Origin of the sequence: Paenibacillus sp. DMB5 (assembly GCF_001517085.1) — a bacterium.
Classification (GTDB): domain Bacteria; phylum Bacillota; class Bacilli; order Paenibacillales; family Paenibacillaceae; genus Paenibacillus_AQ.
On record NZ_LRAC01000155.1, the window covers coordinates 117146 to 131858 of the forward strand.

The window sequence follows — 14713 nt, forward strand, 5'->3', positions numbered from 1 at the left end:
TTACATGAATCGTGATGTTTTTACTGGAAACCTGTTTAGAGACGGCCTGCCGCGTGGTATAATCTATTCAGAAGTTATCAAATTAAAGAAAGGATCAGGATACCATGTGTCCCCGAAGGACGATTCCCCAAAGGACGATTTGGAAACGTTATGATCTGTCTTATACTTAGCTTCCCTGTAGCAGGTGCGAAACGTTGTTAATGACGAAGCCGCCTCTGACGTGGGAAGGGAGTATTGTATGCGAAGGATAAGCTCCTCTGGTGCAACCCGTCGTAGAGGGTCCGGTGACGTCTAAGCCGCCAACTACGATAAGGGGAGACCTGTATGAGGAATCACAACGACGGCATGAAACTGCCGTTACGACTCACCGTTATTTTGTCCGGAACTTTGCTATTAGCGTTTACTTATTATCACATTAATTATCAGAACCATTTGACCGAGGGCGGGTTTGTAGGTTTGGCACTGCTCGGCAAATATGTACTAGGCATTTCACCATCTGTATCGACTCTACTCTTGGACATACCAGTACTTATAATCGCCATGATTTTTAAAGGAAGATCGTTCGTGGTGAACACGTTCATCTCTGTAGCAGCCTTTACGCTGTTCTACGGACTGATGGAGCGCTATTCCGGATGGGTGATTGACTTGCAGGGTAACCTGCCGCTTGCGGCCTTGTTATCCGGCGTACTGACAGGTCTAGGTGCAGGCTTGGTCCTGCGGGGCGGCGGTGCGAGCGGCGGTGACGACATTTTGTCGCTGCTGATCAGTGAGTGGAAGGGCATAAAGGTAGGTACGGTTTTCATCCTCATGGATGTTATTGTTCTGGCATTGTCACTTATCTATATGCCGGTCAAGGAGACGCTGTATACTGTGATGGCTGTAGTAGTAGCCGGTTATGTCATCACCTTGACTACATCACTGGGCAGACCAAAGCTGAACAAAGTACCGAAGCTTCAGCCCAAACTGAGCAAGCCGCATGATGGTTCAGTAGCGTGACCAGCGCAAAGTTAACCCCGCAGCGCGGGGTTCATAATCAAAGGCCAGCTTATGATGCAATGCATCTGAGCCGGCCTTTATTTGTGTCTCCTAGGACTGAAACCCAAGCAGCGGTTAGCGCGTATATATCTCGTTCATAACATCAGGAAATCACAGAGAAGCGGATACTTAAGCATTATTAACCCTTTAGGAGGCTGCAGGTATGAGTGCGCATGAAATTGATTATGTCATTATGGGCGAGGAAATCCAGTGTGTGGAGGTTCAGCTTGATCCCGGGGAGAGTGTGATCGCCGAAGCGGGCAGCTTTATGATGATGGACCCGGAAATTACGATGGAGACGATTTTTGGTGACGGCTCCGGCTCGCGGCAGGGCAGCGGACTGATGGGCAAGCTGATGGGTGCGGGCAAACGGATCCTGACCGGAGAAAGCCTGTTCATGACTGTCTTCACACACAGCGGTCATTATGGGCGGAAGAATGTAACATTTGCTGCGCCGTATCCGGGCAAGATTATCCCGCTTGATCTACAGAAGTATTCCGGCAAAGTCATTTGCCAGAAGGATTCCTTCCTCTGTGCAGCCAAGGGCGTCTCTGTGGGCATCGAATTTCAGCGCAAGCTGGGCGTAGGCTTCTTCGGCGGCGAAGGCTTCATTATGCAAAAGCTGGAGGGGGACGGCCTTGCATTCGTTCACTCCGGGGGACATGTGCTGGAGCGGACGCTGCAGCCGGGCGAGACGATCAAGCTTGATACAGGCTGTCTTGTGGCGATGACCTCATCCGTGGATTACAATATTGAATTCGTCAAAGGCGTCAAAACCGCCCTGTTCGGCGGTGAAGGCCTATTCTTTGCCACCCTGCGCGGACCGGGCAAGGTATGGGTGCAGTCCCTGCCGTTCAGCCGGATGGCCGACCGCATCCTGTCGGCCGCAGGCGGCTCCGGACGTAAGGAGGAAGGCAGCATTCTCGGCGGCCTGGGCAATCTGCTCGACGGCAGATAAGCAGTGCCTGGTACACTATAAAGAACATAACAGCCGTACCGCCGGGTTGACCGGATGGGCGGCTGTTTGTTTGCGCCAGTGTGGTAATAAACATCAAAATGGCAACTAAGCTTTAAACACAGACAGCAGAAGAAACATCGGACGGCGCACTTCCTCATGCCATGCCGGATTCTGCTCCAGCATCTCCGGGGTCGGCTGCAGCTCAGAAATCTTGGTGAGCGTAAATCCGGACTTTAGCAGCACGTTTAAATAGGTGGACAGTGTACGATGGTATTTTACAACGTCCTCTCCAAGAAATCTGGCTGTACGCGCGCCTTCAAGGTGATAATCATCCACCGGCCAGTGCAGCTTCTCGCCGATCTGGCTATAGTGCCAGTCCTGGGCTGCCAATGCCGTGAACACAGGATGCTCGACAGACAGCACAAACTGTCCGCCAGCCTTCAGGCAATGGTTCACACGCCTGCACAGGTCATCGAACCGCTCCACATAATGAATGGCCAGCGAGCTGATTACCGTATCGAACTCACCCGCACCAAACGAGATATCCTCTATCGGCATTTGGATGTACTGGATCTTAGGATCATGGGTCATTTCCCTGGCCCGGTGCAGCATATTAGCGGACAGGTCAATACCGGTGACGGAGGCCGCACCCTGCTCACGCGCATACCGGCAGTGCCAGCCGAAGCCGCAGCCGAGGTCGAGAACCCTTTTGCCGTCCAAAGCGGGCAGCAGGGAGCGGAAGGCCTGCCATTCACCTGCCGCCTCCAGGCCTCCGACGGACCGCGGCATCGCGCTATATTTTTCAAAGAAAACGGCATCATCATATTTATTCTCTTTCATCTGAGGCCTCCTGACCTATAAAATCTCCACTACAGTATATACCATATTTGACTAGCCAGGCGGGACTGTATATATTATGGGCAAACCCCCTGGCACAGGCCAGGGCTGCAACCGGAGGCCTTTTATGTTCAAAATATTCATTATCGAGGATGATCAGGGTCTGGTGACCCTGCTTCAGGATTACTTACATAAGTTCGGCTATGTGACACAGGCTGTACAGGATTTTGAAGCGGTAAGGACCGAATTTGAACAATATGCGCCGCACCTGGTACTGCTGGATGTCAATCTGCCCAAATTCGACGGTTATTACTGGTGCCGGCAGATTCGCGGTATTTCCACCTGTCCGATTCTGTTCATCTCCGCCCGTGAAGGAAAAATGGATCAGGTAATGGCGCTGGAAAACGGAGCGGATGATTATATTACGAAGCCGTTTGACTATGAAATTGCTCTTGCCAAAATCAAAAGCCATCTCCGCCGCGCCTACGGCTCCTATGCTGCCGGAGGCAATGAGCGCAGCCTGAATGTTTCGGGACTGCTGCTTGATGTGGACCGGCTGCTGCTCTCGCGGGGTAGCGCGAGGATTGAGCTTAGCCATACGGAAGCCAAAATCCTCGATGAGCTGATGCAAAAAGCCGGTACGGTCGTCACGCGCGACCGGCTGCTGGAGAAAATCTGGGATGAGCAGGCATTTGTCGATGACAATACACTGAATGTCTATGTGACACGGGTCCGTAAAAAACTGGCCGTCCTGGAAATCCAGGACGGGCTTCAGACTGTGCGCGGCCAGGGCTACCGGTTATCGGGTGACTGGGGGGAAGCACAGTGAAGCTATTTTTACGGGAGCAGACGCCGTTAATTGTAGTGTATCTGTCGCAGCTGCTGATCATTACGCTGGTCTACCGGCTGGACGGCGGAAGCACAGTGGAGGTGAGCCTGTACGCGATGCTGTTGAGCACCTGCCTTCTGCTGGCTTATCTGGCTTTCCGCTACATCACCAACCGTTCCTTCTATGAACGGCTGCAGACACAGCCGGATTCCCTCGATGCATCGGGCGGCCCGGCCCAGAGCTCGCCGCTTGCGGACAGCCTGCGCAAGCTGCTGACCCGGCAGTTCCGGCTCTATCAGAATGATCTGCACAGCTACCGCCACAAGCTGGAGGAGCATATTCATTTCATCAACCAGTGGGTGCACGGGATGAAGACGCCGCTGTCTGTCATTCATTTAATTATTCAGGATAAGGACGGTCCCCCGTTTACGGCGATCGGCGATGAGCTGGACCGGCTGAAGAAAGGGCTGGATACGGTGCTGTATACCGCCCGGCTCGATACGTTCGAGCATGACTTTTATGTAGAGCAGCTGGAGCTGGCTGCTGTAGTGCGCAGTGTCACTTCCGAGCAGAAAAGGCTGTTTATCCGCAAGCGCGTCTTCCCGGCAATTAACGTAGACAGCGGCATCACCATCACCTCCGACGAGAAGTGGCTCGGATTTGTGCTGACCCAGCTGATTACGAATGCGCTGCGGTATACGGTGGAGGAGGGCAGACTTGTACATTTTCACGGCTATACGGAGGAACAGGGGCGGGTCACGCTTGAAGTCCGTGATGAAGGGGTAGGCATTCCGGCAGGTGACCTGCCGCGGGTGTTTGATCCGTATTTCACCGGTGTCAACGGGCGGACCTTTCAGGAATCTACCGGGATGGGCCTGTATCTGGTTAAGCAGATTTGCGGCAAGCTGGGGCATGAGGTGGAGATTTCCTCCGAGGTGGGCAAGGGGACAGCGGTTCGGATTATTTTCTCCGGGAGCGCGGGGGCTGGTAGTGCAGGATCAGAACCACGACGGTAGAGACAACGGCCAGAGACAGCGTGTTCGTAATCAGAAAGGCCAGGCCGCTCCCCTGTACAGCAAGATTCACGGCATAAGCTTCCATCAGCCCGATGCCCAGCAGCATCAGCAGATAAGCTTTCAGATTAAGGTCAGCGACCGATTTCGTTCTTACAATCTGAATAATCTGCGGAATCCACCCCACAGACAGAATAAAGCCGCCAAGCAGCTGCATCAGCGCGAAGAGCATGGGTATACCTCCAGCTTAAGTGTCTAATACGTTGTATGCCGGCACGGCCGGAAGAGTGATTTTCGCCCAACAATATGAAGAACGATGGATGAACCGGCATAAGAATACCCCGCTATCCTGTTTGGGATAGCGGGGTATTTATCGTGCACGCCGTTAAAGGCTGCAGCAGCCTATTGCTGCTGTCCCAGCCGCGCAAGCTGCTCCAGCAGCTGTGCAGCTTCACTGTGCGGAAATGCCTCCGCCAGCACCTCGCTCACTGTTACCCGGGCGCGGTCCACTTTGCCCTGTCCGATCGCTGTCAGCGAGGTATAGATGCTTCTGCGGTCGCTATCGCATGACTTGCGCTCCAGCGCGCCGCAGCCCTTGGCTTCGAACCGGCTGACCAGCCGGGAGACCGCGCTCTGGCTGAGGCCGACCATGGTCTCAAGCTGCTGCAGCCTCAGTTTCTTCTCTGGAGCCTCGGACAGAAAGAGCAGCAGGTAGAATTCCTTGAGGGACAGCTGATACTTCTCCTGGAGCCTTGCTTCCAGTTCATTGGCAACATTCATCTGTATATGAGTCAGAGACAGCCAGCTGGCTATCAGATCATTCTCCGGATTATTCTTCATCTGAAAAGTCCTCTCCCGGTGCATGCCGGCACATGAAATTAGTTAAAATCCATTATACCATTTCCGCCCTGCGGGTTGCGAGCAAAGAAGTCAGCCGGCCGTAATGCTGCATGAGCCATATACCAGAATGCCCCTCCGGTTTACCCCTTAGTTACTGGTCCGGGGAAAACCGAATGCATACTGCTTCGGAACGCCTGCAGCCTTGCCGAGCTGTACGCCGGCTTCCAGCGTCCAGTAAGGGTTGCGCAGCATTCCCCGGCCTACAGCGATCAGATCCGCTTCTTCGTTGCCGATCACGGCGTTAGCAAGCGCCGGTTCATCCAGCCGGCCAACGGCAATGACGGGAACGGCCAGCTCCTGTTTGAATGCCCGGGCCAGCGGCACCTGGTAAGCAGCATGCGTGCCGGGTCTGCCAGCAGCAGCAATAGCACCTTCGCCGCCTGCGCTGATATGGAAGATATCAGCGCCTGCTTCCTTGTAGGCTGCGCCGATATTCAGGCTTTCTTTGAGGCCGTAGCCGCCCTCAACATATTCCTGTGCCGAGATGCGCATAATGAGCGGCATACCCTCAGGCATTTCCTGTCTGGCGGCAGCGATGACTTCCTTGCCGAACAGGGTAAGATCCTGTCCGTACTCATCTGTTCTGCGGTTGGTCAGCGGTGAATGGAACTGGTGGATCAGGTAGCCGTGGGCGCCGTGCAGCTCAATCACATCAAAGCCGGCTTTAACCGCACGTCTCACGCCGGCCTGGAACTTGCCGACCATGTCCTTCACTTCGGCTGTTGTCAGCTCGCGGGGTGTTTTGGATTTATCGTCGAACGGGATCGGGGAGGAGGATACAGGAACGGCTGCGTCTTCGGCCTTGCGTCCGGCATGGGCAATCTGGATGCCCACTTTGCGCCGTAGGCATGGCAGGCGTCGACAATCCGCGCCAGGGCAGGGATGTGCTCGTCTGACCAGATGCCCAGATCATAATCGGTAATGCGGCCGTCCGGCTCCACATCCGTCATTTCTATAATAATCAGCCCGGTGCCGCCAACGGCCCGGCTTACATAATGGTTATAATGCCAGTCAGTAGCAATACCGTCCCTCTCAGTAACGGAATATTGGCACATAGGAGGCAGAACTACACGGTTCTTCAGCTTTAAATCCTTAAGCTCATAAGGGGTAAACAGATCTATCATTCGGTTATCTCTCCTTGGCAGAGTGCCTGAATTTGGCATGCTTTATGTAACAGAGGCATAACTTTATAAATGCATGCTCATGCATATAAATATAGGAGATGCTGCTGCTGCTGTCAACCCCTGCTTGCTTACAATAATGTAAGGTGACTGTAAGTTTCAGAAATAGTGCCTGGTGTTAACACTTTGTATAATAAAAGCAATCTAAGACAGAAGGAGCGGAAGCACTTGCCCCTGTTAGACGTACACAATTTATCCAAAATATACGAGGGCAAGGTGTCGATCCACGCGCTGAACCACATCCGCTTTGCTGTAGAGAAGGGGGAATTCGTCGGTATTATGGGCCCTTCCGGCAGCGGTAAAACGACGCTGCTCAACGTCATTGCCACCATTGATGAGCCTACCTCGGGTGAAGTGATGATCGGAGGCCGCGATCCGAACACGCTGGACCGCAAGGAGAAGGCGCTGTTCCGGCGCAAGGAGCTGGGCTTCGTCTTCCAGCAGTTCAATCTGCTCGATACGCTCACTGTAGAGGAGAACATCGTGCTTCCGCTCACTCTGGCCGGCATACCGGTGGCTGAAATGGAACGCCGGCTGCAGGAAGTGGCGGCGAGGCTGGAAATCGTGCAGCTGCTGGGCAAGCGCACCTACGAGATCTCCGGCGGCCAGATGCAGCGGGTGGCGATTGCCCGGGCGATGATCCACCGCCCGTCACTGATTCTGGCGGATGAGCCTACAGGGAGCCTCGATTCCAAAACGGCCGGCGAAGTCATGGGGCTGCTGGCTGAGGTGAACGAGGCCGAGGGGGCAACCGTGCTGATGGTTACCCATGATGCTGTGGCGGCCAGCTTCTGCCACCGTGTCATCTTTATCAAAGACGGACGTTTCTACAACGAGATGTACAGGGGAAGCAGCAGGGCGGCTTTTTTCCAAAATATCATCGACATGCTGTCGCTGCTGGGAGGAGCTTCCCATGACCTTTCGCCAGTTCGCTTATAGGAATGTTACACGCAACAAACGCAAGTATGCCGCCTATTTCGTCTGCAGCTCCTTTTCGGTGATGATTTTTTTTCTCTGTGCGCTGTTTGTTTTTCATCCGGCCATTAAAGATGACTTGATTCTAAGCACTGCGGCCAATACGATGCTGGCGGCGGAGGGGATCATCTTTGTTTTCTCCTCGCTGTTCGTTCTGGTATCTGTCGGCTCCTTTCTGCAATCACGCAAGCTGGAGTTCGGCATCCTGCTGATGCATGGAATGACCAAAGGTCAGCTCAACAAAATGGTGTTTCTGGAAAATATGATGATCGGCGGCTCGGCCATCCTGAGCGGTACCCTGCTTGGCATGCTGCTGGGCAAGCTGTTTCTGATGATCGGGGCAGGCTTTCTCGGGATCGGTCCGCTGGAGTTTTATTTCTCCTGGCAGGCGCCTGTGCTGACAATCAGCAGCTTCGTCCTGCTGTTCGTCCTGATCTCTCTCGGGACCTTCGTCCTGATCGGGCAGGATTCCCCCCGCGGCCTGTTCCACGGGGGACGGAGGACGGAACAGGCTCCGCGGATATCCCTTCTGTGGGCTGCCGCCTCTGCACTGCTGCTGCTTGGCGGATACGCCCTTGCGGCCTCGGCTTCGGCCTCCTCGGTGGAGCGGGTCATGTTCCCGGTGGTTGCCATTACGGTTATCGGGACCTATCTGTTTTATACACAGCTAAGCCTGTATATTGCAGGTGTGCTGCGCAGCATACGCCGGTTCTACTGGCACAAGACGAATCTGATTATGCTGTCGGGACTGTCTTACCGCTGGAAGGCCAACGGGCGGATGTTTTTTATGGTGACGATTGTGTCGGCGGTATCCTTTACCTCTGTCGGCGTGTTTGCCTCGATTCATACCCTGTCCAGAGAGCTGAAGCTGGATTATCCGGCGGCTGTAGGCTATGTGGCCAAGGGCGATCAGGGCGGAGACAGGGAGAAGCATGATCTGCAGGGGATCCGCAGCGAGCTGGAGCGCCTCGGATTGCCTTATGAAACCTTAACGCTCCCGGTAAAATATGCGGAGGTAGCTTCCCAGACGGGGCCGGACCTGACGCGCCAGTTACCTCTGATCGCTTACAGCGACTACCTGCAGGCTTTGGAGAAGGCGGGATTCGTCTCCGGCGAACAGCCGCTGCAGGGCAGCGAAGGGCTGGTGATGATCGGCTCGCAGCGTGACCGCAGCTTAACCTCCAGCCGGGCCAAGGCGGTATATACCCTGAAGCAGGGAATGGAGATTGTAGAAGCAGGCTATACCGCGCATGTTCCGATTGCCGAATATCTGCTGCCTGAGCTGGATGGCAGGGACGGCGGGGATTTCAGCGGGATCGTGGTCAGTGACAGTCTGTTCCAGGCCGTTATTCCTGCGTATACAGACCGCTATACAGGCTTCTATGTAGAGGATTTTCCGCAAACCTCAGGGATTGCAAGGTCCCTCAGTGACAAGGGGAAAGTGGCCTATGAGAGCGATGCCCCCTATGCGGTAGTTGTCAGCGGCACGCTGTTTGAAATTCAAAAAATCCTTTACAGCACGATGCTGTTCGCCTCCCTGCTGGTAGGAACCGTCTTCTTCATCGCCGCAGGCAGCTTCTTATATTTCAGGCTGTATACAGATCTGGACCATGACCGTCAGCAGTATTCCACCTTGTCCAAAATGGGGCTGACCGAACAGGAGCTGGATCACACTGTTACGCTGCAGCTGGCACTGATGTTTTTTATCCCGGTTGGAATGGCCATACTGCACAGCCTGTTTGCTTTTATCGCCCTGCAGCAGCTGTTTTACCTGTCCATTGCTGTGGAGACCGGAGCGGTGCTGGCCGGTTATCTGGCGGTGCAGGGACTGTATTTCTTCCTGATCCGCGGACGTTATCTGCGTAACCTCAAAAAAAATTGACTTGAATGCGGAGGACTTTACAATGAAAATCTGGATTACTGACTTTATGGAGCAGTTCGGTTATCTCGGCATTATGCTGATGCTGGCATTCGAGAACATTTTTCCGCCGATCCCTTCTGAAATCATCCTGCCGTTCGGCGGATTTATGACGACAACCTCGGATATGACCATTCCCGGTGTGCTGATTGCCGCTACGGTCGGCTCCCTGCTCGGAGCGGTTGTGCTGTACTGGATCGGCCGGCTGCTCGATGTAAGCAGACTGGAGAAGATTGTCGAACGCTGGGGCGGCTGGCTGCGGATCAGCGCCAAGGATATCCGCCGGGCGGATGCCTGGTTTGACAAATACGGCTACTGGACGGTTCTGTTCTGCCGGATGATTCCGCTGGTGCGCAGCCTGATCTCAATTCCGGCCGGGATGTCGGGAATGAAGTTCGGCCAGTTCATGCTGTTCACCACGATTGGTACGCTGGGCTGGAATACGCTGCTCATTCTGCTTGGTGCTGCTCTGGGTGAGTCATGGGAAGACATCGCCCATTATATAGATGCCTACTCGAACGTTGTCTATGTTGTACTTGCAGCCGGGATTCTTGTGCTGGGAGTGCTGTTCTTCCGCAGACGCCAGGCGGCGGGCAAAGCCCGCAGCTAAGCTGCAGCCTGCAATACAGCAGTTCATTAACTCTGCACAGGCAGAGACATTCATAAGGAGGGAAAGACATGGAGCTGCTAACCATTATAAAAGCAATTATTCTCGGTATCGTTGAAGGCCTGACTGAATTTGCTCCGGTTTCCTCCACGGGCCATATGATCATTGTAGATGACATGTGGCTGAAATCCCAGGAGTTCCTGGGAAAATACACAGCTAATACGTTTAAGGTTGTAATCCAGCTGGGATCGATCCTCGCGGTGGTCATTATTTTCTATAAACGGTTTATTGATCTGCTGGGACTTAAGCGGTTCAGCCGTAAAGAAATGACTTCTGTGCCGGACGGTGTGCCGCAGGTGGAGACAGAAGGCCGCCTGAAGCTGGGGCAGGTCCTTGTCGGCCTGATTCCGGCAGGAGTTTTCGGCCTGCTGTTTGAGGATTACATTGATGAACATCTCTTTTCAACCTCAACGGTGCTGATCGGTCTGGTCGTCGGAGCCATCTTTATGATCATTGCAGACCGCTTTGCGCCCAAAAAACCAAAAACAGAAACGGTCGACCAAATTACATACCGTCAGGCGCTGTCGGTTGGCCTGATTCAGTGTGTCTCGCTCTGGCCGGGCTTCTCCCGCTCCGGCTCGACAATTTCCGGAGGCGTGCTGATCGGAATGAGCCACCGGGCTGCCGCGGACTTTACCTTTATTATGGCAGTGCCGATTATGGCCGGTGCCAGTCTGATCTCCCTCATCAAGAACTGGCAGTACTTTACGCTGGACGCACTGCCGTTCTTCATCGCCGGCTTCATCAGCGCCTTTCTGTTCGCGCTGCTGTCGATGCGCTTCTTCCTGAAGCTGATCAACCGGATCAAGCTGCTGCCGTTCGCAATCTACCGGATTGTACTGGCTGCCGTGGTCTATCTGGTCTGGTTCTAGGCGGTCCGATAGATAGCTTCCATAAACCTAATTTATAGCAGGCTGCCGCAAACGGCGGTTCCTCCCGGGAAGGGAAGGGGCCGCCGTTTTTATGCGGTTTTCCGGCAGTTTTCCAGTATCTCTCTGCGGAAAAGGTGAAAAGCGGAAGATGCAAAAAAGAGGATGGAGCTTTTCTGGAAGGCTGTTGCGGTGTCAGCTATAGAGAATGCGTATAGCCGGGAAACGGCAAAGCTATTGCGGACTATCCCTGCGGTTAGTATGATTGCAGCAGATCAGGTGCCCGGCAGCGGCGAAGACCAGGAGAGACGGGCAACGCTTGCGTTATTAATCCCCGGCATCGTATAACAACGCGATAATACAATTCTGTGAACTAGGAGTGAGTCATTATGCCCAGCACTATAACAACAAGTAGCCTCGGTTACCCGAGAATCGGCAAAAACCGGGAATGGAAGAAGCTGCTCGAAGATTTCTGGAGCGGTAAAATCAGCGAGGACCAGCTGAGGGCCGGCATGGCCGGACTGCAGCTTCAGCATCTGAGAACACAGCAGCAGGCAGGAATTGACCTGATTCCGGTTGGCGATTTCACCTTCTATGATCATGTGCTGGACACGGCTGCCATGTTCGGCATCATCCCGCCGCGTTACGGTTATGATGGCGGAGAAATTTCCCTGGAGCTGTATTTCGCAATGGCCCGCGGCAGCGCCGGAGCTACAGCCTGCGAAATGACCAAATGGTTCAATACGAATTACCACTATATTGTGCCGGAGATCGGTGAGCAGACTCCGGTGCTGACAGCCAATAAGCCGCTTGCCGCTTACCGGTTCGCCAAAGAGCAGGCTGGAATCGATGGCAAGCCGGTTGTACTCGGCCTTTACACGTTCCTGAAGCTGTCCAAGGGCTTCCGGGCTGCAGATATTGCAGCAGTAGCTGATCGCTTCCTGCCGGTATACATCCAGCTGCTGCAGGAGCTGCAGCAGGAGGGCGTAGCCTGGGTGCAGATTGACGAGCCAGCGGTTGTCACCGGGCTAGCTGCAGAAGATATCAGGCTTCTGGAGCGTATCTACGAGACCATTTCCTCCGAGGTGCCTGGACTCAAGCTGCTGCTGCAGACTTACTTTGAGGCTGCGGAGCCGCTGGAAGCGCTGCTGAACCTTCCGGTGGCCGGGCTTGGCCTGGATTTTGTCCATGATGACGGAGCGAACCTCGAATCCATCCGGCGGCTGGGCTGGCCGGAAGACAAGTGGCTCGGCGCCGGCATCATTGACGGGCGCAACATCTGGCGCAGCGATGCTGCTGCCAAGCTGGAGCTGATCCGTGAGCTGCGGGCCTTCGTGCCGGACGGGCGGCTCATTCTGCAGCCGTCCTGCAGCCTGCTGCACGTGCCGGTATCAGTGCAGGGCGAGGACCGGCTGAAGAGCACGGTCAGGAACGCCATCGCCTTCGCGGACGAGAAGCTGGCGGAGCTGAGCCTGATCGCTGCAGCGGCAGCGGACGGGCAGGACAGCTATGCCGCCGAGCTGGCTGAGAACCGCGAGGCCTTGTCCCTGTTCCGCGCACTGCCGGAGCGCAGCCGCGGAGATGTGGCTGAGCAGGTTCGCAGCCTGCAGCAGCTTCCGGACAGCCGCAGCCTCCCGTTTGCCGAGCGGCAGAAGGTCCAGCGCGACAAATGGCAGCTGCCGCTGCTGCCGACAACGACGATCGGCAGCTTTCCGCAGACAGCCGAGGTCCGGCAGGCCCGCCTCAAGTGGCGCAAGGGCGTCTGGAGCCAGGAGCGCTATGACGCATTCGTGCGCAAGCAGATCGAGGATGCCATTGCTTTTCAGGAGGAGCTTGGCCTGGATGTGCTGGTACACGGGGAGTTTGAACGGACGGATATGGTGGAATTTTTCGGCGAGAAGCTGGCCGGTTATCTGTTCACCAAAGGCGGCTGGGTGCAGTCCTACGGCTCCCGCTGTGTGAAGCCGCCGGTTATCTATGCTGACGTCGCATTTGTAGAGCCGATGACCGTCAAGGAAAGTGTCTATGCCCAGTCGCTGACCAAGCTGCCGGTCAAAGGAATGCTGACCGGACCGGTGACGATTCTGAACTGGTCATTCGTCCGGGATGATCTGAGCCGTGAAGCGGTGGCGAATCAGATCGCGCTCGCGCTGCGCCAGGAGGTAGAAGCGCTGGAAGCTGCGGGAATTGAGATGATCCAGGTTGACGAGCCGGCTATCCGTGAAGGGCTGCCGCTGAAGGCGGAGGATCATGAGCATTATTTGAACTGGGCAGTGCGGGCTTTCAGGATTGCCACGAATCCGGTCAAGGATACAACGCAAATCCATACACATATGTGCTACAGCGAATTTAACGATATGATTGATTCTATCTCGGCAATGGATGCGGATGTCATCTCTATAGAAACCTCACGCAGCCACGGCGAGCTGATTGTCAGCTTTGAGGAGCAGGAATATGATAAGGGTATCGGGCTTGGCGTATACGATATCCACAGTCCGCGGGTACCGAATACGCGGGAGATGACCGCCAGTATCGAACGTGCCCTTCGCGTCCTTGACGCCGGACAGTTCTGGATCAATCCGGACTGCGGCCTGAAAACCAGAGGCTGGGAAGAGACTGCTGCGGCGCTGCGCAATATGGTTGAGGCAGCAGAGCAGGTGAGGAAGGCAGTCGGAGTTTAGAAGGACGGCGGTCGCGGAAGGCATAAGCGTCCATAATAAACGCCACCACAATAGCTGTGGTGGCGTAATGGCCGTTGTCAGACTGTTATTTTTGCACAATCGCAAAATAGTTGTTCTCATCGTCGGCGAAGTTAAACACCCGGCCTTCCGGCATATCAACCATCTCTCCGACAGTGATGCGCTTTGCCTGGAATTCTGCATACAGCGAGTCAATATCATCGGTGAACAGCAGAATGGATGGCGTACCCAGGTTAAGCTCCGGCTGCATTTGGGCGATGAGCTGCTTGTTGTGAAGCACGAAGGAGGTCTGAGCGCCTTCGGCTGGCGATATTTCAATCCAGCGCAGGCCTTGTCCGTTGTCCGCTTCCGAAACCTTGATAAACCCGAGCTTTTCTGTCCAAAAGCGCAAAGCCTGATCCTGATCATTTACATATAGCATAACCTGGCCAATTTGCTTGATCATCGTTCACCCTCCGGATTGGTTTATTCGTGAAAGCGTAAACCCATTGTACGGTGTTTCAGGAGGGTTTGCAATCAGACCGAATTACCGGAGTCTTTCGCAAAGGTAAAGATTTTTTTCATGAAAAAACACTTGATAATAATTATCATTCTTGATAAAATGAGAAACAGAAAAGAAGGAACCGTGGAGGGTCCCTTCTGAGAGTATTGCTTATTTGCTTTCGAATGTTTTGCAGTCAGTTTCTTCAGAATGCTTAGGTTCCTTGGAGCTGTGATAAGCAACGAAGATGGTTTCAGCGTTACATTTGTTCTCTTCAGCCCAGTAGGTGCAAGAGTTTACGGCACACAGAACGTCTTTTGCCATGAGGGTCACCTCCCCTTATAGTAGATT

The 14713-nt window shown here is 54.4% G+C and carries 15 protein-coding genes and 1 pseudogene; 10 read left to right on the forward strand and 6 right to left on the reverse strand.

Features of this window, described 5'->3' with window-relative positions; translation table 11 throughout:
- Positions 1-324 precede the first annotated feature (324 nt).
- Positions 325-996 carry a YitT family protein gene (locus AWJ19_RS28365; RefSeq protein WP_068728538.1) on the forward strand — a complete coding sequence of 224 codons (672 nt, stop codon included), beginning with the start codon at positions 325-327 and terminating at the stop codon, positions 994-996.
- Positions 997-1198: 202 nt separating this feature from the next.
- Positions 1199-1993, forward strand: a complete 795-nt coding sequence (locus AWJ19_RS28370; protein WP_068728539.1) for a TIGR00266 family protein — start codon at positions 1199-1201, stop codon at positions 1991-1993.
- Positions 1994-2098: 105 nt separating this feature from the next.
- On the opposite strand, the gene AWJ19_RS28375 is transcribed toward AWJ19_RS28370, so the two are convergent.
- Positions 2099-2833, reverse strand: coding sequence for a class I SAM-dependent methyltransferase (locus tag AWJ19_RS28375; RefSeq protein ID WP_068728540.1), 735 nt, complete (start codon positions 2831-2833; stop codon positions 2099-2101).
- A gap of 124 nt (positions 2834-2957) precedes the next feature.
- On the opposite strand from AWJ19_RS28375, the gene AWJ19_RS28380 reads away from it, so the two are divergent.
- Together AWJ19_RS28380 and AWJ19_RS28385 are read left to right on the forward strand one after the other, a co-directional pair.
- Complete coding sequence (locus AWJ19_RS28380; protein WP_068728541.1) at positions 2958-3659, forward strand: response regulator transcription factor; 702 nt, start codon at positions 2958-2960, stop codon at positions 3657-3659.
- A complete protein-coding gene (locus AWJ19_RS28385; protein ID WP_068728542.1) occupies positions 3656-4675 on the forward strand; it encodes a sensor histidine kinase in 1020 nt (339 codons plus the stop codon). The genes AWJ19_RS28380 and AWJ19_RS28385 overlap by 4 nt, the downstream gene beginning before the upstream one ends.
- Here the strand turns inward: AWJ19_RS28385 and AWJ19_RS28390 are convergent.
- From AWJ19_RS28390 to AWJ19_RS28400, 3 genes and pseudogenes are all read right to left on the reverse strand, one after another.
- Positions 4620-4904, reverse strand: a complete 285-nt coding sequence (locus AWJ19_RS28390) for a PQ-loop domain-containing transporter (protein WP_068728543.1) — start codon at positions 4902-4904, stop codon at positions 4620-4622. The genes AWJ19_RS28385 and AWJ19_RS28390 overlap by 56 nt on opposite strands.
- Positions 4905-5074: 170 nt before the next feature.
- On the reverse strand, positions 5075-5512 hold the full coding sequence (locus AWJ19_RS28395; RefSeq protein ID WP_068728544.1) for a MarR family transcriptional regulator: 438 nt from the start codon (positions 5510-5512) through the stop codon (positions 5075-5077).
- Between the two features lie 147 nt (positions 5513-5659).
- Positions 5660-6696, reverse strand: a pseudogene (locus AWJ19_RS28400) (NADH:flavin oxidoreductase/NADH oxidase).
- 225 nt (positions 6697-6921) lie between these two features.
- Between AWJ19_RS28400 and AWJ19_RS28405 the strand changes: the two are divergent.
- The 6 genes from AWJ19_RS28405 to metE all read left to right on the forward strand — a co-directional run bounded on the left by AWJ19_RS28405 (position 6922) and on the right by metE (position 13863).
- Positions 6922-7692 (forward strand): ABC transporter ATP-binding protein, encoded by a 771-nt coding sequence (locus tag AWJ19_RS28405; RefSeq protein WP_068728545.1) that lies wholly within the window; start codon positions 6922-6924, stop codon positions 7690-7692.
- A complete protein-coding gene (locus AWJ19_RS28410) occupies positions 7667-9610 on the forward strand; it encodes an ABC transporter permease (protein WP_068728546.1) in 1944 nt (647 codons plus the stop codon). The genes AWJ19_RS28405 and AWJ19_RS28410 overlap by 26 nt, the downstream gene beginning before the upstream one ends.
- A gap of 22 nt (positions 9611-9632) precedes the next feature.
- Positions 9633-10256 carry a DedA family protein gene (locus tag AWJ19_RS28415; protein WP_068728547.1) on the forward strand — a complete coding sequence of 208 codons (624 nt, stop codon included), beginning with the start codon at positions 9633-9635 and terminating at the stop codon, positions 10254-10256.
- 68 nt (positions 10257-10324) lie between these two features.
- Positions 10325-11185: an undecaprenyl-diphosphate phosphatase gene (locus AWJ19_RS28420; protein ID WP_068728548.1), complete on the forward strand. Its 861-nt coding sequence runs from the start codon at positions 10325-10327 to the stop codon at positions 11183-11185.
- 162 nt (positions 11186-11347) lie between these two features.
- The gene (locus tag AWJ19_RS28425; RefSeq protein ID WP_068728549.1) at positions 11348-11530 is read left to right on the forward strand and encodes a hypothetical protein; all 183 of its coding nucleotides are present in this window, start codon (positions 11348-11350) and stop codon (positions 11528-11530) included.
- A gap of 41 nt (positions 11531-11571) precedes the next feature.
- Positions 11572-13863, forward strand: a complete 2292-nt coding sequence (gene metE / locus AWJ19_RS28430) for a 5-methyltetrahydropteroyltriglutamate--homocysteine S-methyltransferase (RefSeq protein ID WP_068728550.1) — start codon at positions 11572-11574, stop codon at positions 13861-13863.
- 85 nt (positions 13864-13948) lie between these two features.
- On the opposite strand, the gene AWJ19_RS28435 is transcribed toward metE, so the two are convergent.
- Both AWJ19_RS28435 and AWJ19_RS34385 read right to left on the reverse strand, forming a co-directional pair.
- On the reverse strand, positions 13949-14326 hold the full coding sequence (locus AWJ19_RS28435) for a VOC family protein (RefSeq protein ID WP_068728551.1): 378 nt from the start codon (positions 14324-14326) through the stop codon (positions 13949-13951).
- A 207-nt stretch (positions 14327-14533) separates the two neighbouring features.
- Positions 14534-14686: a DUF1540 domain-containing protein gene (locus AWJ19_RS34385; RefSeq protein ID WP_082708180.1), complete on the reverse strand. Its 153-nt coding sequence runs from the start codon at positions 14684-14686 to the stop codon at positions 14534-14536.
- Positions 14687-14713 lie beyond the last annotated feature (27 nt).